This window comes from Nocardiopsis oceani (assembly GCF_054777395.1).
On sequence record NZ_BAAHAR010000074.1, the window covers coordinates 1 to 22579 of the forward strand.

Sequence of the window (22579 nt, forward strand, 5' to 3'; positions counted from 1 at the left end):
CGATGGTGGCCGTCTCCGCTGCGCGCGTCAAGGTCGTCGCCGTCGAAGCGCTGGCGCGCTATCGCAGGCGCTCCACCTTGACCCGCTTCGCTACGACGGCGGGTTGGCGGCTATCAGGAACGGGGGACGTGTGGTCGGGGAGGCGACGGGCCCGGAGGGCCCGATGGGCCCTAAGGGCCCCTACAGCACAAGCACGGCCTGGCGGCCGTCAACGGCCACTTCGCCGGAGCGTTGACGCCTGGCGGTGTCGCGGCCGGTCAATGTGTGCGGCGAACCCCTCGGCCTGGGGGCCGATGCCTGCCCCTGCGCCGGAGCGGAACGGTTGGCGGTGTCGCGGCCGGTCATTCTCTGCTGCGAACCGCAACGGGCGGCCTTTTTCCCCGATGATCTTGCCCCCAGCTCCACCCTCGACCGTCGAGAGTGGAGACAGGGGCAAGATCATCCCCTATGAGCGCCCTGGAATTCCAGATGGACATAAACACCACACCAGGTGGCCTGAACTGGGAGCCCGAAGAAAGTCAGGGGGCACCCCTGACGAAAGTCATGCATTCAGCACAAGCCAGCGATAATACTTCCTTTGTTCGGCCCTTTCGCTTACAATAGAAGAATGACGATCTCTCCTGAAGCACCCACCCCCACCGGGCACACCCCGGTGGATACCGCGGTGGTCGCTGCTCGGGACGAGACCACCGTGTTCTTCGACCGCGACGTGCCCCCGGGAGCGGCGGGCGAGGTGCTGGACCAGGCCACCCGCGTGTGGGAACAGCTCGACCAGATCAAAGTCTCCATGGCCGCACGGCTGGCCCAACTGGAGGCCACCGGCCAGCTGTTGGAACAGGGCGGACAGAGGAATCTGGAGGCGTGGCTGCGCCACGCCTTCGGGATCGCGGCCGCCCAGGCCAACGACCTGGCTCTGATCGGGCGGGCGCAGTTCCGTCAGGAAATGGCCCCCACTCTGGAGGCGTTGCACTCCGGGGCCCTGTCGGTGGGTGAGGCCGCTGCGGTGATCAAGGGCGCCGAGGCCGGGGTGGAGAAAAGGGAAAAGGGCGACCACCCCGACCCGGAGCTGTTCCGCGCTAAAATGGAATGCGGAATCCTGGACTTCAAGGAGTCGCGCCCGAACATGTCGGTGGGCCAGATCACCCACTTCGCCCACCAGCTGTGCCTGCGACTCAACCCGAACAAGGTGGAAAAGGACCACGCGGCCGCCCACGCCGCCCGGGGCGCCCAACTGGTCACCACCTTCGACAAAACCTTCCTCTTCCAGATGTGGGGCTCACCCGCCGACGCCCTGCGGATCCAGGTCGCCTTGGACAACTACCAGGTGCCCTTCCACCCCGAAGACGGGCTCTCCAAGTACGAGCGCACCTACGACGCCCTCATGGCCGCCCTGGGCTTCGCCCAGTCCCACCAGGGATGCGAAACCCCCACCACGGCCACGGCGTTGATCAACATCACCGTGCCCGCCACCTCCCTGGCCGGGGACGAGGAAGCCGAGGACGCTGGTCCGGCCACCACGGAGACCGGGCAGGTCGTGCCCATCTCGGTGGTGCGCGAGTTGATCGGCCAAAGCTGGGTGCGCCGCCTGGTGGTGGAGCAGAAGAGCGGGCAGGTGCTGGATGTGGGTCGCTCGTGCCGGTTGGCGCCGCCCAAGATCCGGGCGGCCGCCTTCCACGGCCACACCAGCTGCGCCTGGCAGTACGGGTGCGAGGTACCGTTGCCCTGGACTCAGGCTGATCACATCGTGGAGTTCTGGCAGGGCGGCACCACCAGTGCCGCCAACATCCAGCCGCTGTGCGCGACCCATAACCAGATCAAGCACCGGTGGGCGGTGCGCAAGGACCGCCGGATGTGGTCGGGGCGCAACCGGGGCCGCACCGGAAACCGGGGTGGGGACCCGGATGGGGATCCAGCCCCACACCCGCACCCGTAACCGGCCACCCCCATCAAGAGCTCCCACCCGCCTGCGCCGGGTCTCTACCCCCGCATGGCCAGAACCCGACCCTCCCAGCCTTGAGTCCTCGCCACCACAGAGGTGGGGGTGAGACCTTGCCCTAGAAGTACTCCCACCCCTGTTCTTGCTTCTAGCAGGGGGTTCGCTGCGCACATTGACCGGCCGCGACACCGCCAGTCGTTCAGCGCCGGCGCAGTGGCGCACCCGGCCGAAGGCCGGGGCAGTTCGCAACAGAGAATGACCGGCCGCGACACCCCCAACCGTCAACGCTCCGGCGGAGTGGCCGGTGACGGCCGCTAGGCCGTGCTTGTGCCGTTGGCCCCTTCGGGCCCCGAAGGGGCCATCGCCTCCCCGACCACACGTCCCCCGTTTCCTGATAGCCGCCAACCCGCCGTCGCAGCGAAGCGGGTCAAGGTGGAGCGCCTCCGATAGCGCGCCAGCGCTTCGACGGCGACGACCTTGACGCGCGCAGCGGAGACGGCCACCATCGGGCGGCAGGAAACGGGGAAACCCGCACCGGAAAGAAACCCCCGCCCACAAATATCCCTCAAACACCCACCCCAGCACGCACCCCCACCCCAGCACGCACCCCCACCCCACCCCACCCCAGCCCGGAAGGCTCGGCTGGATCGCACAGATCGGACAGCGGGAGGTTGACCGGGTTTGGCTACCGACTGATGCGAGCGCCGTGACAGTGCCCCTGGGGCGAAGCGCAGCAGGGTATGTGCTCACCGAGCGTGCACCAGCGGTGTGTCCGTGCCTTCGACTGCGTCGTACCTGCTTAGGGTGGGTGCGCGCGTACGAAAACCCGCTGTCGGGTGCATCACGAACCGAACCAGTGAGTAAACCCCCCGAGTGACAGCGGCGTCTCTGAGGGAGACGTCGCAAACGCCGTCGTAAGCGCGTGAGGTGCACGCGTACACAGCAGGGGGCACCATGTCGGGCCGGAACGGCAACCTCATCGAACCCGGGGCGTACTGGCTGCTTTATGTTGTCTCCTTCAGCGGCGCGCTCCTCCACTGGCGGCTGGGAAACGAGTTCATGGCCGCGGTGTGCGGTGTGGTCGCGTTGCTGAGCGCGTTCCTCATCGGCCGCGTGTGGATCAACGTGGCCCCCCAGGAGCGCTAACCGGCCGCTAGCGCGAACCCCGCGTGTATTCCCACCCGACCTGGGGTGATGATCACCCCGCCCGGCACCCGGTATCGGTGCGTTTGCCCGGTGCACGTGCGGATAGGCTTCCCGGTATGCGTTCATGGTCTGCGCCTGACATCGTCCCCCTGCCGGGTACCGGCGGCCCCCTCCGTATCCACGACACCGCCACCGGGCGGATACGGACGACGACGCCGGGCCCCACCGCGGGGATGTACGCCTGCGGGATCACCCCCTACGACGCCGCCCACCTCGGGCACGCCTTCACCTACCTGACCTTCGACTTGGTCAACCGGGTGTGGCGGGACGCCGGACACGACGTCAACTACGTCCAGAACACCACGGACATCGATGACCCGCTCCTGGAGCGGGCCGAGGCCACGGGCGTCGACTGGCGCGACCTCGCCCACCGCGAGATCGACGTCTTCCGCGAAGACATGGCCGCCCTGTCGATCATCCCCCCGCGCTCCTTCGTCGGTGTCGTGGAGTCGGTCGACCTCATCAGCGAACTCGCCTCCCGCATCAGTGAGACCGGGGCCGCCTACGAACTCGACGGTGACCTCTACTTCTCCGCCGCCGCGGCGCCCAAGTTCGGTGACATCAGCAATCTCAGTCGCGAGGAGATGCTCGGCCTGTTCGGGCAGCGCGGCGGCGACCCCGAGCGCGCCGACAAGAAGGACCCGCTCGACTGGCTCCTGTGGAAGGCCGAGCGCCCCGGCGAGCCCTCCTGGGACAGCCCACTCGGCCGTGGCCGCCCCGGCTGGCACATCGAGTGCAGCGCCATCGCCCTGGACCGGCTCGGCGCCTCCTTCGACCTCAACGGCGGCGGCAGCGACCTGATCTTCCCCCACCACGAGATGGGCGCGGCCGAGACCCGGTGTGCCACCGGTCGGCCCAACGCCCACAACCACCTGCACGTGGGCATGGTCGGCCTGAACGGCGAGAAGATGTCGAAGTCCGTGGGCAACCTCGTCTTCGTCTCCAAACTGCGCGAGGAGGGCGTTGACCCGGCCGTCATCCGCCTGGCCATGCTGCGCCACCACTACCGCGCGCCCTGGGACTGGACCGACGCCGAGCTGCCCGCGGCCACCGAGCGCGCCGAGCGCTGGCGTGCCGCCGTCGCGCTGGACTCCGGCCCGGACGCCGCCCCCGTGCTGGCTCAGGTGCGCGCCGCGCTCGCAGAGGACCTGGACTCGCCCGCCGCGCTGGCGGCCGTGGACGCCTGGGCCGATGCCGCGCTGTCCGAGGGCGGCTCCGACACCCGTGCGCCCGGCCTGGTGCGCACCACCGTCGACACCCTCCTGGGTGTCAAGCTCTAAGCGCGGGGAAGCCGTGCCCCCTGGTTCCGGGAGCCGCGGCCTGCGGTGCCGCCGCCCGGGATCTGCAGCCTAGGATTCGGGGAACCGCGGCCCCGGAACGCCGACCGGGGTCAGTCGCACGACGGGGATCCCGTTGACCGGGTCCGCGCCGATCCGTTCGTAGTCCTCGGTTCCGCCGTCGACGTCGTGGCCGAGGCCCCGCATCAGGGTGTTGGCCGCCGCCGGATACTTCTGCGCGTAGTGGGCCAGAACCCGCCCGGACTCCTCGGGTGACAGCGGAACGGCGGTGCCCCGGCGGCGCCGGTTCCCGACCTGGAACAGCACTCGGGGCTGGCGGACGATGTTGCGGAACCACTGCGAGCGGTCACCGAAGCCTGAGGCCACCAGTACCGTCCCGGTGGTGTGGTTGCCGCCCAGGACCTCCAGAACCGCCTGGCGGGGTTCGCCCGTGCTCCGCCCCTGGTGGGTGAGCAGTACGAACCGGCTCCCCAGCACACCGCCCAGTCCCAGCCGGTAGAGCCAGATCGGAGCGCGGAAAAGCGCGCGCTGGAGCGGGTCCTTCGGGGGCTGGATGGACGTCATCGCGTCGACCTTCCTGCGGTGGTGCGGGGACTCCTCCGGAGCGGGCCACGGCGTGGTCCCCGGGGCGGGCCCGAGTGTAGCCACGCCGCCCGGGGCCGTCCGGGAGCCACGCCCGTCAGAACGTCAGGGTCACGAACTCCGTGTCGGCCGTGTTGCGCACCACCACCGAAGCCACGTCCTGCGGGACGACACCGGCGAACCCGTCGGGACGGCTGCCCTCGGCCGCAGCCTCGGCAGTGACCGTCCAGGTGGCGGCGATCTCGGCACGGCCGTCCTCGGTGAGGACGACCACCTCGCACTCCTCACCTTCCGGGATGCCGGTGATGAACGAATCCAGCCGCAGCCCCGAGTCCTCGGGCTCCAGACGCACCGTCGCGCTCGCCCCGGTGTCCGGGTCCTCCTGCGCCGCGACCACGGTGCCCGCCGCCAGCTGGGTCACCTCGCCCTCCTGGGGCTCCGCGGGTGCCAGTACCTGTCCGGCGAGGCCGCCGACCCCGACGAGAACCACCCCGGCGAGGACGGCGGCCAAAGTTAGACGCAGGGCACGGCGGCGGCGCTGCACCCCGCGTTCGGCACCCGCCTGCTCGACGGTGGCGTGCACCAGGGACGCACTCCCCTCCGGCGGGGGACCGTCCAGCAAGGCCTCCGGCGGCAGCTCGCCCAGGGTGTCGCGGACGCTGTTCAGCTCGCGCAGCTCCGCCCGGCACGGCTCGCAGCCCGCCAGGTGGGCCTCCAGCACCGCGGCCTCCTGCGCGTTCAGCGTTCCCAGGGCATAGGCTCCCAACAGCTCCGGGTCATGGGCCCCTGAAGTCACCGGGCCACCCCCTTCCCCTGCCGAGCGCGACGGCCGAAACGGCGGCGCAGCGCCTGAAGCGCGTGGTAGGAACGCGATTTGACCGTCCCGGGCGGTACCCCGAGTACCTCGGCGGCCTCCGCCACGCTGCGCCTGCGAAAATACACCTCGACCAGGACCGCACGGTGGTCGGGGGAGAGGCTGTCCAGCGCGTCCATCACCACCATCGAGTCCACCACGGAATCGGCGTGGTCGTCCTGCGGCGGCTCGGTGTCGGCAGCGGTGGCCACCTCCGCGGGGCGTGCCTGGACCGCCCGGGCGCGGTCGATGACGATGTTGCGTGCCACGGTCAGCAGCCAGCCGCGCACCGAGCCCCTGGAGTTCGCCAGGACGTCGGGGTTGCGCCAGGCCCGGATGAAGGTCTCCTGAGCGACGTCCTCTGCGGCGGCCCGGTCACCGGTGAGGCGGGTGGCGTAGGCGAGGAGTGCCGCGCCGTGCTCGTTGTAGAGCGAACGGATCAGCGCCTCGTCCTCGGCGCCGCGCCGATGGCGCGAGCCCCACAGCGCCATCCGTCCCTCCCCCCTCGGCGGAATCCGGGACCCAAGCCTTGCGGACTCGGGTCCCGGGCGCAATCCCCTTGGCGGGACGGGCTCAGTAGTCGCCGTTGGCGCCGTCATCGCCATTGTCGTCGCCGTAGCTGGTTCCGCCGTCAGTGCCTTCGCCGCCGCCGTAGTTGGTTCCGCCGTCAGTGCCTTCGCCGCCGCCGTAGTTGGTTCCGCCGTCAGTGCCTTCGCCGCCGCCGTCGTTGTTGTCGTCGTTGGCCGCATCGTCGCTGTCCCCGGCGATCTCACCGGTCGGGGTGACCGCGAACCAGATGTCGTCCACCCCGTGGCCGTTGACGTCGCCGGGTACCTCGTCCTCGGCGAAGCGGTACAGCGCCCATCCGTTCAGAGTCACCTGGGACAGCCTGTTCTCGCGCTCCACCTCGTCGAACAGGGCGGCGTCGAGGCCCTCTTGGAAGGTGAACTCGTCCATCGCCAGGACCGGGGGCCAGGCCTCGGCGCAGTCGTCGAAGCAGGTCGCTTCGGGCGGGTCCGCGGAGTCCTCCTCGAAGCGGTACAGGGTGAAGCCCTCGTCATCGACCAGGGTTGCGCCCAGCTGGGGATCCTGTCGCACCTCGAAGCCCTGCGGGCAGTAGCCCTCGGTCCAGGCCTCGTCCTCGGCCTTGGTTCCCAACGGGCTCGCGGCGTGCCAGACGTCCCCCGCGCCCTCGCCGTTGGTGTCGCCGGGGGCGGCGTCGCCCGCGTGCCGGTACAGCGGCCACCCGCCCAGGGTCACCTGTTCGATGCCGTCCTCGCGGTCGAAGCTGTCCAACCGCTCGTCGCCGCCGGGTATCGACATCTCTTCGGCCGCGGCGACCGGGATCCAGTCCTCCGTGCAGTCGTCGTAGCACTCCGAGGCCTGCTGGTCGGGGGTGTCCTCGTCGAAGCGGTACAGGGTGTGGCCGGCGGCGTCGGTGACCAGCTCGCCGAGGGCCTCGTGACCCAGCAGGGCCAGGTCCAGGACGCTGTCTACGGCGTCGCCGCCCTCGTTCTCGTTCTCGCTCTCTACGGGGGGCTGCTCCTGCTGCGGGTCGGCGGCGGCGTAGGGGTCGGTGGCCCCGCAACCGGTGATCAGGGCCAACCCGAGCGCTCCTGCGGCCAGGGGGTAGAACTTCTTCGCACGCATGCTCCGCGTCCTTTCCAAACCTGTACCGGGCTGCGACCAGAATCCGCGGCTGCTGCGTCTCGGCCCGACGTTTCGCTGTCACCTGGTACACGGATGGGGGCGCGGTTCGGTTCAAAAATTCTCCGCGGATTCTTTCGCGGTGGGAGCCCTGGTTCTGGAGTTGAGGTACGTCCATTTCTGTCCCGATCTGCGGTGACCACCTGTGGCCACGACCTCGCCGAATCGCCACCACGGGGGTGCGGGGCGTGATGTGATGGCGCCCATGACCACCACTACGACCGGTACCCCCACGCGGCTGAGCGCCGCGGCGGAACTCATCGCGGACTTCGTCTCCACCGGTGGGCGCCTCACCGACCGCGCCGACCTGGCCCAGTTCCTGCGCGATCACCGCCTCGTCACCGAAGGGGCCATCCCCATCACCCTCGCCGACCTCGACGAGGCCGTCACCCTGCGCGACGGCATCCGGGCCCTGCTCGACCGGCACCGGGACCCCGACCCCGAGGCCCTCGGACGCGCTCAGAAGGTCCTGGACGGCCTGCGCGTCACCGTGCGCCTGGAGCCGGCCGAGCAGGTCGAGTCGCCTCTGGCCCCGGCCGTCGTCGATGAGGTCCGGCGAGGCCTGGCCCGGATCGCCGGAGCCTGGGCCGCCGTCCTGGCCACGGGGGAGTGGCAGCACCTACGCGACTAGACTGCGCAGCCACGTCAGCCGCGTCAGCCGCGTCAGCCGCGCAGGCGGGCCAGCGGGCCGGGGCGCGGGGTGGCTGCTCGGCGCTGGGTGAGGAACGCGTCCCAGCGCTTGGTGATGTCCGCCAACTGGTAGGCGGAGGCGGCGGTCAGCGCCTCCTTTCCCATCCGGACCCGTTCCTCGCGGTCCTCCACCAGTTTCGACATCGCCTCGCCGAGCGCCTTGACGTCCTGTGCGGGGACGAGGAGGCCGTTGCGGCCGTGGTCGATGATCTCCCTCGGTCCGTGCGGGCAGTCGAAACTCACCGCGGGCACCCCCACCGAGAAGGCCTCGATGATGGTCATGCCGAACCCTTCCACCCGGGAGCTCACAGCCAGCAGGGAGGCCTTGGACAGCTCACCCAGCATGTCGGTGGTCCGGCCCTTCAAACTCACGTGTTCGGACAGGCCCAGGTTCTCCACGGCGTCGCGGAGCTCCTTGTCCTTGTCGCCGCCGCCGTGGATGTGCAGCCGCCACTCGGGATGGTCGGCCACCACTTGGTTGAAGGCCTCCAACAGCAGGGGGTACTGCTTCACCGGGGAGAAGCGCCCCGCAGCGGCGATGATGGGCTTGTCCAGCGTGGACCGGGGAGGCTCGCCCGGTTCCAGCGGGTTCGGCAGCGCGGTCAGCCAGTTGTCGGAGGCTCCGAGCAGCTCCTGGTAGGCGGACCGGTCGGTTTCGGTGAGCACGCTCATCCCGTCGAGCTGCGGGTAGGACTGCTCGATCGCCTTGCGCACCGACTTCTTGTGCTCGTCCAGGTTGAGGTGCTCCTGGCCGATGGTGAGGAGGCGGGGCGGCGCCCAGGCTGCGATGAGCAGGTTGATCCCGGGCCGGGTCCCGATCACCACGTCCGCCTTGGTTCGGCGCAGGTACCGGCGCAGGCCGGTGACCGCCTCAGGCGTGAAGTTCTGGTTCCTGCGCCGCTCGGCATGGGGAATGATCCACTCCGCCTGCCTGGTCCAGCGATCGAGTGCACGCTTGGAGGGGCGCTTCACGACAGGGTCTTCGGTGTCGTCGCTCAGTGGGACGAGGCGGACCCCTTCAGGTGGCTGGAAGAAAGGCTTCTCCCGTCTGCGGACCAGGCTGACGATCTCGACGTCGTGGTCCGCCGACAACCCCTGGGCGAGGTTGTAGACGGTACGGATCGTACCGCCCATGGCGTAGCCATTGGCGATGACGAAAGCAATCTTCAAAGCGGCCCCCAGGCCCTACCCCGCGCGGACGGGAAGGACGTCGTCCTCGGCCCCGGGATGGGCGTGCCCTACAGGGCCGTCCCGCGCGTACCCCCGTACCGCGCGGTGACGAAACGCCCCGTCCGCCTCATCCCGGTCCGCGAGCCATCACCCGCAACTTACCCCGCGGGGTGATAAAGAGAAGATAACGAAACGCGAAGATCGGGTTTTCGCAGCGCCGATCCGGGTCCGACGCGCGGGCTCAACTCTCGTCGCGGCGGCGCAGGTAGCGCTCGAACTCCTGGGCGATGGCGTCTCCGGTCGCCTCGGGACGTTCCACTGTGTCCTTCGCCTCTTCCAGGCCGCGGACGTAGTCGGCGATGTCCTCGTCCTCTGCGGTGAGCTCGTTGACGCTGGACTCCCACGACACCGACTCCTCGGGCAGGTCGCCCATCGGGACATCGGCCCCCACGAAGTCCTGGACCCAGCTCAGTAGCGCCAGCGTCGCCTTGGGGCACGGCGGCTGGGCCACGTAGTGCGGGATGGCCGCCCACAGCGACACCGTCTCCAGCCCCACGGAGCTGAAGGTGTCGTGCACGACACCCACGATGCCGGTGGGCCCTGAGTAGGTGGAGGGATCCAGCCCGTGCCGTGTGCCGAGCTCCAGAGGCGAGGCCATGCCCGTCACCGGGATCGGCCTGGTGTGCGGCGCGTCGGCGAGCAGTGAGCCCAGGATCACCGCGCGCTGGACACCCAGTTCACGGGCGATCGCGAGCACGTCGGCGGTGTAGGAACGCCAGCGCATGTTCGGCTCGGGGCCGGTCACCAGGACGACATCGTGGCGGGAGCCGGGCGGCCGCGCCACCCGGACACGGGTGGTGGGCCACTCCATCTCCGTCAGCCGCCCTTCGACCACGGACATGCGCGGCCGGGTGACCTGGAAGTCGTAGTAGTCGTCCGGAGCCAGGGCGCACAGCTCGGTGGCGCCCCACTTCTCGGACAGGTGCTCCACAGTGAGGCTCGCTGCCTCACCGGCGTCGTTCCATCCTTCGAACGCCGCCACCATGACAGGCTCGACGAGCTCGCGGTCGAGCTGGATCATGGGCGGCCCCTTCCTGGACGTGGACGCCCACCACCCTATGGGCTGCCGCACTTCCCGGGAAACCGTGATGCGCGAACCGCTTCCTGAGGCGATCTCAGTCTTTTTGGGACACGGATCTCAAATTCCGAAACTGCCGATGAGGTAACCTCTCAAACAGCGACTGACCAGGACACCGCCGTCCCCGGACGCCCCACCCCGCTCCGCGCCGTGGGTCGCCCCAGTGCCAGGTTTCACCGGGGACCACTGGGCCGACGCGGTGCCTCGACACTAGAGTTGCTGAACATGAGAGATCGACGGACTTTCCGTGATGCACTGTCCCAGCGAGTGGTCGTGGCGGACGGGGCGATGGGCACCATGCTCCAAGCGCACGATCTCGACCTCGACCAGTTCGAAGGGCACGAGGGTCTCAACGACATCCTCAACCTCACTCGGCCCGACATCGTGGCCGACACCCACGCTGCCTTTTTCGAGGTCGGCTCCGACTGTGTGGAGACCAACACTTTCTCCGCCAACTACGGAGGCCTGTTCGAGTACGGCATCGAGGAACGCACCTACGAGATCGCCGAGGCCGGCGCCCGCCTCGCCCGCGAGAGCGCCGACGCCTACTCCACCCCCGACCACCCCCGCTACGTTCTGGGGTCGATGGGCCCCGGAACTCGGCTTCCAACCCTGGGCCACGCCCCCTACACGTTTCTGCGCGACTACTACGAGCGGAGCACGCTCGGCCTCATCGACGGCGGCTCCGACGCCATCCTGATCGAGACGTGCCAGGACCTGCTCCAGGTCAAGTCGGCCGTGGTCGGTGCCATGCGCGCCCGTAAGGCACGAGGTAAGGACGTGCCGATCATCGCCCAGGTCAGTATCGAGACCAACGGCACGATGCTCATGGGTTCGGAGATCGGCGCCGCCCTCACCTCCCTCGCCCCCCTGGGCATCGACGTCATCGGGCTCAACTGCTCCACCGGCCCCGCCGAGATGAGCGAGCACCTGCGCTACCTGTCGCACCACTCGCCCATCCCCATCTCGGTGATGCCCAACGCCGGCCTGCCGGAGCTGGGGCCGAACGGCGCGGTCTACAACCTCTCCCCGGAGGAGCTGACCGACGCCCACGACACCTTCACCGCCGAGTTCGGGCTCAGCCTGGTCGGCGGCTGCTGCGGTACCACCCCCGAGCACCTGCGGCAGGTCGTCGAGCGGGTGCAGGGACGCGGCATCAAGAACCGCAACCCGCTGGTCGAGGCCGCGGCCTCGTCCCTGTACCAGAGCGTCCCCTTCCGCCAGGACGCCAGCTACCTGGCGGTCGGTGAGCGCACCAACGCCAACGGTTCCAAGAAGTTCCGCGAGGCCATGATCGCGGAGGACTGGGACAGCTGCGTGGAGATCGCCCGCGACCAGATCCGCGACGGCGCCCACGTGCTGGACCTCAACGTCGACTATGTGGGCCGTGACGGTGAGCGCGACATGCGCGAGCTCGCCTCCCGCTTCGCCACCGCTTCCACCCTGCCGATCATGCTGGACTCCACGGAGCCCCCGGTCCTCAAGGCCGGCCTGGAGCAGCTGGGCGGCCGCGCGGTGATCAACTCGGTCAACTACGAGGACGGCGACGGCCCCGACTCCCGGTTCACCCGCATCATGGAGCTGGTCTCCGAGCACGGCGCCGCCGTGGTCGGCCTGTGCATCGACGAGGAGGGCCAGGCCCGTACCGCCGAGTGGAAGGTGCGGGTGGCCAGCCGCCTCATCGACGAGATCACCGGTGACTGGGGATTGAACACCGGCGACATCGTCATCGACTGCCTCACCTTCCCCATCACCACAGGCCAGGAGGAGACCCGCAAGGACGGTATCGAGACGCTCGAGGCCATCCGCGAGCTCAAGTCCCGCTACCCGGAAGTGCAGACCACCCTGGGGCTGTCCAACCTGTCCTTCGGCGTCAACCCGGCCGCCCGGATCGTGCTGAACTCGGTGTTCCTGCACGAGGCGGTCCAGGTGGGCCTGGACTCGGCGATCGTGCACGCCTCCAAGATCGTGCCGATGAACCAGATCCCCGAGGATCAGCGCAAGATCGCCCTCGACCTCATCTACGACCGCCGCGAGGGCGACTACGACCCGCTCTCCGAGTTCATCGACATGTTCCAGGGGGTCGATGCCAAGGCGTTGAAGGCCTCGCGGGCCGAGGAGCTGGCCGCCCTGCCGCTGTGGGACCGGCTCGAGCGGCGGATCATCGACGGCGAGATGACCGGCATCGAGGCGGACCTGGACGAGGCGCTCCTGGAGCGTCCCGCCCTGGCGATCGTCAACGACACCCTGCTGGCGGGGATGAAGACCGTCGGTGAGCTGTTCGGCTCCGGCCAGATGCAGCTGCCGTTCGTCCTCAAGTCCGCCGAGGTGATGAAGGGCGCTGTCGCCTACCTCGAACCGCACATGGAGAAGGCCGACGACGACGGCAAGGGCCGGATCGTGCTCGCCACCGTCAAGGGCGACGTCCACGACATCGGCAAGAACCTCGTCGACATCATCCTGTCCAACAACGGCTACGAGGTCGTCAACCTCGGTATCAAGCAGCCGGTGTCGGCGATCCTGGACGCCGCGGAGACCAACAGGGCCGACGTGATCGGCATGTCCGGCCTGCTGGTCAAGTCCACGGTGATCATGAAGGAGAACCTCGAGGAGATGAACACGCGGGGCATCTCCGAGCGCTTCCCGGTGCTCCTCGGCGGTGCCGCGCTCACCCGCTCCTACGTGGAGCAGGACCTGGCCGACATGTTCGGCGGGCACGTGCGCTACGCCAAGGACGCCTTCGAAGGCCTGCGTCTGATGGACACCTTCATGGCGGTCAAGCGCGGCGACGAGGGTGCCGAACTCCCCGAGCTGCGCCAGCGCAAGGTCCGCAAGGGCGCCACCCTCAAGGTCACCGAACCCGAGGACATGCCCGCACGCAGCGACGTGTCCACCACGAACCGGGTGCCGGAGCCGCCGTTCTGGGGAGACCGGATCAGCAAGGGCATCCCGCTGGCGGACTACACCGCCTTCCTGGACGAGCGCGCCATTTTCATGGGGCAGTGGGGGCTCAAGGGCACCCGCGGCGGCAATGGCCCCAGCTACGAGGAGCTCGTGGAGACCGAAGGCCGCCCTCGCATGCGGATGTGGCTGGACCGGATCCAGACCGAGGGCCTCTTGGAGGCCGCGGTCGTGCACGGCCACTACCCTTGCTACAGCGAGGGCGACGACCTGGTGGTGCTGGACGAGGACAAGACGACCGAACGCACCCGCTTCAGCTTCCCGCGCCAGCGCCGCGACCGGCACCTGTGCCTGTCCGACTTCTTCCGGCCCAAGGAGTCGGGGGAGCTGGACGTGGTGTCCTTCCAGGTCGTGACGGTGGGGTCGGCGATCAGCCAGGCCACCGCGGAGCTGTTCGAGAAGAACGCCTACCGGGACTACCTCGAACTGCACGGGCTGTCCGTGCAGCTGACCGAGGCCCTGGCCGAGTACTGGCACACCCGGGTCCGCGCCGAGCTGGGCTTCGCGGGTGAGGACCCCGCCGAGCTGGACGCCTTCTTCAAGCTCGGCTACCGGGGGGCGCGCTTCTCCTTGGGTTACGGGGCCTGCCCCGACCTGGAGGACCGGGCCAAGATCACGAGGCTGCTGGAGCCGGAGCGGGTGGGGGTGTCGTTGTCCGAGGAGTTCCAGCTTGTTCCGGAACAGGCCACCGACGCGATCGTCATCCATCACCCAGAGGCGACATACTTCAACGTCTGACCAGCCCCGAGGTCGTGGAGGCCCCACCGGTGCCCGGCGCCGGTGGGGCCTCCCGCTGTGGGGACCGGTCACACCACCAGTCACACCACGAGTCGAGATGAGCGAATTGAGCACTGTGAGTTCCGAACTGCCCAAGACCCCCGAGACGGGGGAGCGCTGCCTCCAGGCAGTGCTGCTGGACATGGACGGCACCCTCATCGAGAGCGAGCACCTCTGGGGGGAGGCCGAGGCCGAACTGGTCGCCGAGCTGGGCGGGGAGTGGACCGCCGACGATCACCAGGCCAACGTCGGTAGCGCCGCGGAACCGGTCGGCCGGTACATCATCGAGCTGACCGGGGCGGACCACCTCACCCCGCGTGAGGTCGCCGACCGCCTCTACGCCCGCTTCCTGCGCAAGCTGGAGGGCGGGGCCGAGGTAAGGCCCGGGGCCAAGGAGCTGGTCTCGATGCTGTCCGGCGCGGGTGTGCCGGTCGCCCTGGTCACCTCCACCGAGCGCGAGCTGGTGGAGACCGCGATCGCGGGTATCGGGTTGGCGAGCTTCGTCGACTCGGTCGCCGGTGACGAGGTGGCCGCGAACAAGCCCGACCCCGACCCCTACGTCAGGGCCGCCAGGCGTCTCGGCGTGGACCCGGAGCGCTGCGTGGCCGTCGAGGACTCGGTCGTCGGGGTGGCCTCCGCGGCGGACGCCGGCTGTGTCACGATCGCCGTGCCCAACCACGTGGAGATCCCGCCCCGCGAGGGTGTCGTCTTCCGCGACAGCCTGGTGGGGGTGGACCTGGACTGGTTGGAGTCGTTGGTCGCCGAGCGCTCTGGTGCGAACAGCGCTGGGTAGCGTGAAGTACCGCGGAGGGCTCCGGGTACCGCGGCGCCGCGCTGGGTAGCGTGGAAGTGAGGAGCTTCGTGCCCGGATACCCCGAGGGGCCAACCTAGGGGATGAGCCGGATGTGAGTCCGGGCGCGGGATGGGAGACTGGTCGTATGCCTGACACTCTGACTATGACGACCGGCCTCACGCTGGGGGCCGCGCTGGCCGCCGTCGGCCTGATCATCTCCTTCTTCGTGTGGCGCCGGAAGGGACTGGCCTACGGACTCCGTGGCGTGTCGTGGTCTCTGTTGCCGCTGGTCGCAGGATTGCTCGGGTTGATGAACATCCTCTGGCAGACCGTGGTCGGCATCGTCGGCATCCTGGTGGGGCTCATGTTCAACCCGTTGGTCTGGGCCGGTGTGGTGATGGCCGGACTGATGGTGGTCCTGTACGTGGCCTCGGGCTTCATGAAGAGCAGGGGTATCGGTGTGAAGCCGGGCGCCAGGCCGCAGGACAAGGCCCAGCCCGAGGGTGCGCCCGCCGCGGCCGAGCCCGGGCAGCCCGCCGCAGGGCAGGTGAACGCGCCCCAGCCGAAGCAGGCCAAGAAGGGCGACGGAGACGACAACTTCGACGACATCGAGGCACTGCTGCGCAAGCACGGCATCGAGTAGGCGGCTTCCCCACAGCGAGCCCCAAGAACCGAATAAGAGCCATGAGGGCGGTCCCGTTTCGGCGGGGCCGCCCTCATGGGTGGTGTGGGTCACTCTGCGGATTTATGCCAACACGTACTGATTCATAGCACTTGCCATAGCCAGGCTCAATGGTGGCGAACTGGTGAAGGGCTTCCCCTATCGTTGTCGAGGGCTGAAACCCCGCCTCCGTCGCAGCTCAACCCTCGTCATCCGATGAATGCGAAGTTTGGGTCTTTAGTCTCCATATGGGTTTTATGTTAGGTTTCGTTACGATTCGGCCACATGGCCAGGGTTTGGACGACGGGCGCCCAATCGGCGAGTAAATTAGTCGCTGTGTAACATCCCGGGCGGAATGGCCCGCGTGTGTGTCCAACCTCTCCTTCGGTGTGGACGCCCCGCGTGCCAGCGTCGACGTGACGGGTCACCCTCCCGCTGCGTCGGCCGAACGCCCACGCCAGCCAGTGTCGAGAACCGACCGGCCCCACTGTGAGACTCGGGCGGGTGATCCCCCGGAAGGCGCACACGTGGGTTCAGTCCCCTCGGCCAGAAGCGTACGAGTGGAGAGTGGTGGCCTGATGAGCGCGCCCTCGCATGCCCCTGGGGCGGCCGAAACGGTCGACCCGGACAACGGTGCGTCGGCCCCGGGTCGCAGCGACGCCGACAATCGTTCCCTGCGCCAGATCGCCTGGCAACGGCTGCGGCGCGACAAGGTCGCCATGGTTTCCGGCGTGGTCGTAGTCCTGCTCATTCTTGCGGCGCTCTTCGCGCCCCTCCTGGTCAAGTGGTTCGGTCACCCGCCCACCCAGTTCCACCAGGACCTGATCAACCCGGGCTCCCGGATGCCCTACGTCGACCCCGACAACCCCGAACTGGGCAGCGACCGCTGGGGCGGCATGAGCGGCGAGCACCTGCTCGGCGTCGAGCCGACCACGGGCCGCGACCTCTTCAGCCGTATCCTCTACGGTGCCCAGATCTCCCTGCTCGTCGCCTTCCTGGCCACGCTGCTCTGCGTCTTCCTCGGCACGGTTCTCGGCATCATCGCCGGGTACATGGGCGGCTGGGTCGACACCGTCATCAGCCGGGCCATGGACATCTTCCTGGCCTTCCCCCTGATGCTCTTCGCGATCGCCCTCGTCGGCGTCATCCCCGAAGGCGTCCTCGGCCTCACCGGCAACGGGCTCAGAATCGGCGTCATCGTCTTCATCATCGGGTTCTTCAACTGGCCCTACATCGCCCGCATCGTCCGCGGACAGACCCTCGCGCTCCGCGAGCGGGAGTTCGTCGAAGCGGCCAAGAGCCTGGGCGCCAGCAACCGGCACATCCTCGTCAAGGAGATCCTGCCGAACCTGATCACGCCGATCATCGTCTACTCCACGCTCCTGATCCCCACGAACATCCTGTTCGAGGCGGCCCTGAGCTTCTTGGGTGTCGGGATCAACCCGCCCACTCCCAGCTGGGGCAAGATGCTCGCCGAAGCGGTGCCGTTCTACCAGCAGGCGCCCTACTTCATCATCTTTCCGGGCCTGGCCATCTTCATCACCGTGCTGGCGTTCAACCTGTTCGGCGACGGACTGCGAGACGCCTTCGATCCCCGGACCTCGGACTGACCCGCGTTCGTGCGGGGCGGCGACCACCACCCTGTGCGGACGTGGATCTACCCGCTGGGTCCAAACCATCCCCACCACCCGGTTCGAAAGAGGTAGTTCCCTTGCGGAAACGCACTCTCGGCTTCGTCGCGTTCGGCGCGACGGCGTCCCTCTTCCTGTCCGCCTGCGGCGGTGCCGCCACCACCGGCGGCGGCGACTCGGAGGGCACCTTCGACCTCGGCTCCACCGAGATCGTCAACCCGTCCGAGGAGACCGGCGGCACGCTGAAGTACGCCACCGAGGCAGACTTCGACTCCGCTGACCCCGGCGACACCTACTACGGGTGGAGCTGGAACTTCCAGCGCTACTACGCGCGGACGCTCCTGGCCTTCAACCCGGAGCCGGGAGAGGCCGCCACCGAGCTGATCCCCGACATGGCCGTGGACCTCCCCGAGCCCAACGATGACTTCACCGAGTGGACCGTCGAGATCCAGGAGGGCCTCAAGTACGAGGACGGTACGGAAATCACGGCCGAGGACATCAAGTACGGTATCGCCCGGTCCAACTTCAACGGCGGCGTCTTCACCCAGGGCCCGCAGTACTTCGCGGCCCACCTGGACCAGGACGAGCACGACGTCTACGAGGGCGCGGACCCGCTCGAGGGCTTCGACTCCATCGAGACCCCGGACGACTACACCCTGGTCTTCCACCTCAACGATTCCTTCTCCGAGTTCCCGAACGTCCTGACCCAGGTGCAGACCGCCCCGGTCCCGATGGACGCCGACCGCGGTGAGCTCTACCAGGAGAACGTCGTCTCCTCCGGCCCGTACAAGTTCGACGGCTCCTACGAGCCCGGCGTGCAGCTGAACCTCGAGCGCAACGAGCACTGGGACCCCGACACCGACGCCGTGCGCCCGGCCCTGCCGGACCGCATCGAGCTCGAGATCGGCGTCGGCCAGGACGAGATCGACGAGCGCCTGGTCAGCGGTGAGCTCGACGTCGACGCCCGCGGCACCGGTGTCGGCCCGGCCATGCACTCCCGCCTCCTTGAGGACGAGAACGAGCAGGGCAACCTGGACAACCCGTACACCGGCGCCCTGCGCTACGTGAACATCCACACCCCGATCATCGAGGACGTGGCCTGCCGCCAGGCGATCATGTACGCGGCCGACCGCGACAGCATGTGGCGCGCCTGGGGCGGCGAGCCCGGCGGCGACATCGCCACCAACCTGCTGCCCCCGGCCATCCCGGGCGCCAACAACGAGTCGGACCTCTACCCGTCCGAGGACGACAACGGTGACCTCGAGGCGGCTGAGACCAAGCTCGAGGAGTGCGGCGAGGAAGACGGCTTCAGCACCACCATCGCCGTCCGCGCCGAGAGCGAGACGGACGTCCTGACCGCCGAGTCCCTCCAGGAGTCCCTGGCCCGCGTCGACATCGACGTGAACATCGAGCAGTTCCCGACCGCCGACTTCTTCGGCCAGTACGCCGGTTCGCAGGACTACGTCCGTGAGAACGACATCGGCATGAGCGTCTCGGGCTGGGGCCCGGACTGGCCGACCGGCTTCGGCTTCGCCAACAAGATCACGCACGGCGACGCGATCATGGAGACCGGCAACTTCAACACCGCCGAGCTCGACGACCCCGAGGTCAACGACCTGTGGGGCCAGGCTCTGGGCACCGAGGACCCGGACGAGCGCGCCGACATCTACGAGCGGATCGACACCCTCGTCATGGAGAACGCCGTCATCATGCCGGTGGTCTTCGACAAGTCGCTGCTGTACCGCAACGACGACCTCACCAACGTCTACTACCAGCCCGCGTACATGATGTACGACTTCATGCCGCTGGGCGTGGACCGGGACTAGTTTCCCAAGCCAGCCTGAACTAGTACGAGAAGGCAGGTGAAAGCGGCGGGGCCCACGGTCTTGCGTGGGCCCCGCCGCCGACCGCGATGCTGAACTATATTCTTCGCCGCCTTGGGGCGGGTCTCTTGCTTCTCGCCGTCGTCACGGCGGTGACCTTCTGGATCTTCTACGTCCTGCCCCGGTGGGCGGGCGTCACCCCGCAGGGCATGGCGACGTTGTACGTGGGCCAGGCGCCCACCCCGGAGGCGCTCGACGCCACCGTGGACCGCCTTGGCCTCGACCAGCCCATCGCGGTCCAGTTCTACGAGTTCGTGCGCGGCATCCTCGTCGGCCAGCAGTTCACCTTCGGCCGCGAGACCGTGGAGTGCGCGGCCCCGTGCCTCGGTTACTCCTTCACCACGAACACACCGGTGCTGCCCCAGATCCTGGAACGCCTCCCGGTCACCCTGTCCCTCGGCATCGGCGCCGCGGTGATCTGGGTCGTCGGCGGCGTGTCCGTCGGTGTCCTCTCCGCGGTCAAGAAGGGCAGCCTCTTCGACCGCCTGGCCATGGGTACCGCCCTCATCGGGGTGTCCCTGCCGATCTACTTCACCGGTCTGCTGGCCCTCTCCTTCCTGGTCCACCAGTGGGGGCTGTTCCCGGTGTCGCGCTACGTTCCGTTCACCGAGGACCCGGTGTCCTGGTTCCAGGTCATGCTCCTGCCCTGGGTGACGCTGGCGTTCCTGCACGCCGCCCAGTACGCGCGACAGACCCGAGCGGGCATGCTGGAGACCCTCAACGAGGACTACATCCGCACTGCTCGGGCCAAGGGGTTGAGCGAGCGGAGAGTGATCTTCAAGCACGCCCTCCGTCCCACCCTGACCCCGATCATCACCATCCTGGGTCTGGACATCGGCATGGTCCTGGGCGGCGCGATCCTCACCGAGAAGGTGTTCTCCCTCAACGGCGTGGGCGCCTACGCGATCGACTCGATCATCGCGAAGGACCTGCCCGTCGTCCTGGGCGTCACGCTCTTGGGCGCGGTGTTCGTCGTCGTCTGCAACCTGATCGTCGACCTGCTCTACCCGGTCGTCGACCCCCGTGTGCGGATCGCCGCGTAGCGCCCACCGGCGCGACCCCAGACCAGCTCTACTGAAGGAAAAGTGACATGGCCTCGACCGGACCGGCATCCGCTGCCTCAGACGCAGTGGTGCGCGTGGACGACCTGCGGGTGACCTTCCCGACCTTGGACGGCGACGTCCACGCGGTGAAGGGCCTCTCCTTCGAGGTGCCCGCGGGCGGTGCCCTGGGCATCGTCGGTGAGTCGGGTTCGGGCAAGAGCGTGACCTCGATGGCCCTGATGGGCCTGCACCGGGGCAGTCGCGCCCAGATCACCGGCGCCATCGAGGTGGCCGGGCAGGACGTGGTGACCGCCAGCGACAAGAAGCTGCGCTCGATGCGGGGCAACGACATCGCGATGGTCTTCCAGGACCCGATGCAGTCGCTGCACCCGCAGTACACGATCGGCAACCAGCTGGTCGAGGCATACACGGTCCACCACCCCAAGACCTCCAAGGCCGAGGCGCGCAAGCGCGCGGTCGAGGCCCTGGACCGGGTCGGTATCCCCGACGCCGCCAAGCGGGTCAACTCCTACCCGCACGAGTTCTCCGGCGGCATGCGCCAGCGCGTGGTCATCGCGATGGGTCTGATGTGCGACCCCAAGGTCCTGCTCGCCGACGAGCCGACCACAGCCCTGGATGTCACCGTGCAGGCACGCATCCTCGACCTGCTGGACGAGCTGCGCCGTGAACTCAACATGGCGTTGATCCTGGTCTCGCACGACCTGGCCGTGGTGGCCGGCTCGGTGGACGAGGTCGTGGTGATGCGGCACGGCCAAGCGGTGGAGCGCGGTGACGTGCGCCAGGTGCTCTCGGCACCCGAGCACCCCTACACCCAGGCGCTGCTGGCCGCGGTGCCCCGTGTGGAGGTGTCGCGTGCCGAGCGGCGTGCCCAGGACCGAGCCGAGCGCGTCGAGCGGGAGAAGCGCACCGGCGCCGTCACCGAGCCGGGTGACTTCCAGGCCTTCACCCCCGCCGGCCGGGAGGGGGAGGAGCCGCTTCTGCGCGTCCAGGACGTGTCGCAGCGCTTCAAGGTCCGGGGCGGCCTGTGGGGCCGTGCGAGTGACTTCTGGGCGGTCAAGGGCGTCAGCTTCGACCTGTACCGGGGCGAGACCCTCGGTGTCGTCGGTGAGTCCGGCTCGGGAAAGAGCACGCTCTCGCGCATGGTCATGCGGTTGCTGGAGCCCACTGAGGGCACCGTGGAGTTCGAGGGCACGGACATCACGCACATGGCCGAGCGGGAGCTCCGGCCCCTGCGCAAGGACGTGCAGATGGTGTTCCAGAACCCCTACTCCTCGCTGAACCCGCGCCTGACCATCGGGGAGAGCATCGGTACCGCCTTGAAGGTCCAGGGCGAGAAGAACGGGAAGAAGATCCGGAGCCAGGTCCAGGAGCTCTTGGAGCGGGTGGGCTTGGAGCCCAACCACTACAACCGGTTTCCGCACGCCTTCTCCGGTGGCCAGCGCCAGCGCATCGCCATCGCCCGGGCGCTCATCCTCAAGCCCAAGCTCATCATCTGCGACGAGCCGGTCTCCGCCCTGGACGTGTCCACGCAGGACCAGGTCCTGCGCCTGCTCTCGGAGCTGCAGGACGATTTCGGCCTGACCTTCATCTTCGTCGCCCACGACCTGGCCGTGGTCCGCCAGGTCAGCGACCGCGTCGCGGTCATGCGCAAGGGCGAGATCGTGGAGATGGGCGACAGCGACACGGTGTACGAGAGCCCGCAGAGCGACTACACCAGCCAGCTGCTCACCGCCGCCCCGGTACTCGACCCGGACGAGGCCCGCGACCTGCGGGCCGAGCGCGTCGCACGGCGTGCCGCTGAAGCCGGTGTCTAGGGCCGAAGCCCCTTTCCGCAGCCCCGTTCGGCTCTGAGACGCATAAGGCCCCGTCCGCTGCGAACCTGCGCTTGGGTTCCAGCTGGCGGGGCCATGTGCTTTTCGGGATCCCAGCGGGCCTGGTTTATCCGTGATCATTGTCCGGTATTTCGGCTCCGGTGGTCCCGGGTCAGATCAGGATGGCTCATCCCTGGTGTTTGGGGTGCCCTTCTTGGGGTGGGGGTTGCCTTCCGGGCTGGGGTTCCCTCCTTTCCCTCCGCCCGATGGTGGCCGTCTCCGCTGCGCGCGTCAAGGTCGTCGCCATCGAGCGCTTCGCGCGTCATTGGCGCTCCACCTTGACCCGCTTCGCTGCGACGGCGGGTTGGCGGCTATCGGGAAAGTTGTGTCCTGAACGTGAACCAGAGGAGGAAGTAGG

General features: G+C 68.6%; 17 protein-coding genes. 11 read left to right on the top strand and 6 right to left on the bottom strand.

The genetic code is table 11. The features are described from left to right. Nucleotides 1–607 precede the first annotated feature (607 nt). The 3 genes from ACYVDG_RS30700 to mshC all read left to right on the top strand — a co-directional run bounded on the left by ACYVDG_RS30700 (nucleotide 608) and on the right by mshC (nucleotide 4422). Nucleotides 608–1933: an HNH endonuclease signature motif containing protein gene (locus tag ACYVDG_RS30700; protein WP_460762679.1), complete on the top strand. Its 1326-nt coding sequence runs from the start codon at nucleotides 608–610 to the stop codon at nucleotides 1931–1933. A 957-nt stretch (nucleotides 1934–2890) separates the two neighbouring features. Further along, nucleotides 2891–3082, top strand: a complete 192-nt coding sequence (locus ACYVDG_RS30705) for a hypothetical protein (RefSeq protein WP_460762684.1) — start codon at nucleotides 2891–2893, stop codon at nucleotides 3080–3082. Between the two features lie 116 nt (nucleotides 3083–3198). Continuing rightward, a complete protein-coding gene (mshC, locus tag ACYVDG_RS30710; protein WP_460762689.1) occupies nucleotides 3199–4422 on the top strand; it encodes a cysteine--1-D-myo-inosityl 2-amino-2-deoxy-alpha-D-glucopyranoside ligase in 1224 nt (407 codons plus the stop codon). Nucleotides 4423–4491: 69 nt separating this feature from the next. On the opposite strand, the gene ACYVDG_RS30715 is transcribed toward mshC, so the two are convergent. From ACYVDG_RS30715 to ACYVDG_RS30730, 4 genes are all read right to left on the bottom strand, one after another. Then, complete coding sequence (locus ACYVDG_RS30715) at nucleotides 4492–5004, bottom strand: nitroreductase family deazaflavin-dependent oxidoreductase (RefSeq protein ID WP_460762694.1); 513 nt, start codon at nucleotides 5002–5004, stop codon at nucleotides 4492–4494. 115 nt (nucleotides 5005–5119) lie between these two features. After that, nucleotides 5120–5818 (bottom strand): anti-sigma factor family protein, encoded by a 699-nt coding sequence (locus tag ACYVDG_RS30720; RefSeq protein ID WP_460762701.1) that lies wholly within the window; start codon nucleotides 5816–5818, stop codon nucleotides 5120–5122. Further along, nucleotides 5815–6366, bottom strand: coding sequence for a sigma-70 family RNA polymerase sigma factor (locus ACYVDG_RS30725; RefSeq protein WP_460762705.1), 552 nt, complete (start codon nucleotides 6364–6366; stop codon nucleotides 5815–5817). Before ACYVDG_RS30725 ends, ACYVDG_RS30720 begins: the two co-directional genes overlap by 4 nt. A gap of 82 nt (nucleotides 6367–6448) precedes the next feature. Next, on the bottom strand, nucleotides 6449–7525 hold the full coding sequence (locus ACYVDG_RS30730) for a hypothetical protein (protein ID WP_460762710.1): 1077 nt from the start codon (nucleotides 7523–7525) through the stop codon (nucleotides 6449–6451). Nucleotides 7526–7787: 262 nt separating this feature from the next. Here ACYVDG_RS30730 and ACYVDG_RS30735 point away from each other — a divergent pair, with 262 nt between their 5' ends. Further along, nucleotides 7788–8213, top strand: a complete 426-nt coding sequence (locus ACYVDG_RS30735) for an ABATE domain-containing protein (RefSeq protein ID WP_460762713.1) — start codon at nucleotides 7788–7790, stop codon at nucleotides 8211–8213. A 32-nt stretch (nucleotides 8214–8245) separates the two neighbouring features. Here ACYVDG_RS30735 and ACYVDG_RS30740 read toward each other — a convergent pair whose 3' ends face one another. Then, nucleotides 8246–9442 carry a glycosyltransferase family 4 protein gene (locus tag ACYVDG_RS30740; protein WP_460762716.1) on the bottom strand — a complete coding sequence of 399 codons (1197 nt, stop codon included), beginning with the start codon at nucleotides 9440–9442 and terminating at the stop codon, nucleotides 8246–8248. A gap of 241 nt (nucleotides 9443–9683) precedes the next feature. Further along, nucleotides 9684–10523 (bottom strand): PAC2 family protein, encoded by an 840-nt coding sequence (locus tag ACYVDG_RS30745; protein ID WP_460762719.1) that lies wholly within the window; start codon nucleotides 10521–10523, stop codon nucleotides 9684–9686. A 282-nt stretch (nucleotides 10524–10805) separates the two neighbouring features. On the opposite strand from ACYVDG_RS30745, the gene metH reads away from it, so the two are divergent. The 7 genes from metH (at nucleotide 10806) to ACYVDG_RS30780 (ending at nucleotide 22164) form a co-directional block, all read left to right on the top strand. After that, entirely contained in the window at nucleotides 10806–14279 is a 3474-nt protein-coding gene (metH, locus tag ACYVDG_RS30750) for a methionine synthase (RefSeq protein WP_460762722.1), read from the top strand. Nucleotides 14280–14376: 97 nt separating this feature from the next. Further along, entirely contained in the window at nucleotides 14377–15111 is a 735-nt protein-coding gene (locus tag ACYVDG_RS30755; protein ID WP_460762725.1) for an HAD family hydrolase, read from the top strand. Between the two features lie 145 nt (nucleotides 15112–15256). Then, entirely contained in the window at nucleotides 15257–15754 is a 498-nt protein-coding gene (locus ACYVDG_RS30760; RefSeq protein ID WP_460762728.1) for a cellulose synthase, read from the top strand. 596 nt (nucleotides 15755–16350) lie between these two features. Beyond that, nucleotides 16351–17382 carry an ABC transporter permease gene (locus ACYVDG_RS30765; RefSeq protein WP_460762732.1) on the top strand — a complete coding sequence of 344 codons (1032 nt, stop codon included), beginning with the start codon at nucleotides 16351–16353 and terminating at the stop codon, nucleotides 17380–17382. Nucleotides 17383–17483: 101 nt separating this feature from the next. Further along, nucleotides 17484–19229, top strand: coding sequence for an ABC transporter substrate-binding protein (locus ACYVDG_RS30770; RefSeq protein WP_460762735.1), 1746 nt, complete (start codon nucleotides 17484–17486; stop codon nucleotides 19227–19229). An 86-nt stretch (nucleotides 19230–19315) separates the two neighbouring features. Further along, nucleotides 19316–20329 (top strand): ABC transporter permease, encoded by a 1014-nt coding sequence (locus ACYVDG_RS30775; protein ID WP_460762738.1) that lies wholly within the window; start codon nucleotides 19316–19318, stop codon nucleotides 20327–20329. 47 nt (nucleotides 20330–20376) lie between these two features. Then, complete coding sequence (locus ACYVDG_RS30780) at nucleotides 20377–22164, top strand: ABC transporter ATP-binding protein (RefSeq protein ID WP_460762741.1); 1788 nt, start codon at nucleotides 20377–20379, stop codon at nucleotides 22162–22164. Nucleotides 22165–22579 lie beyond the last annotated feature (415 nt).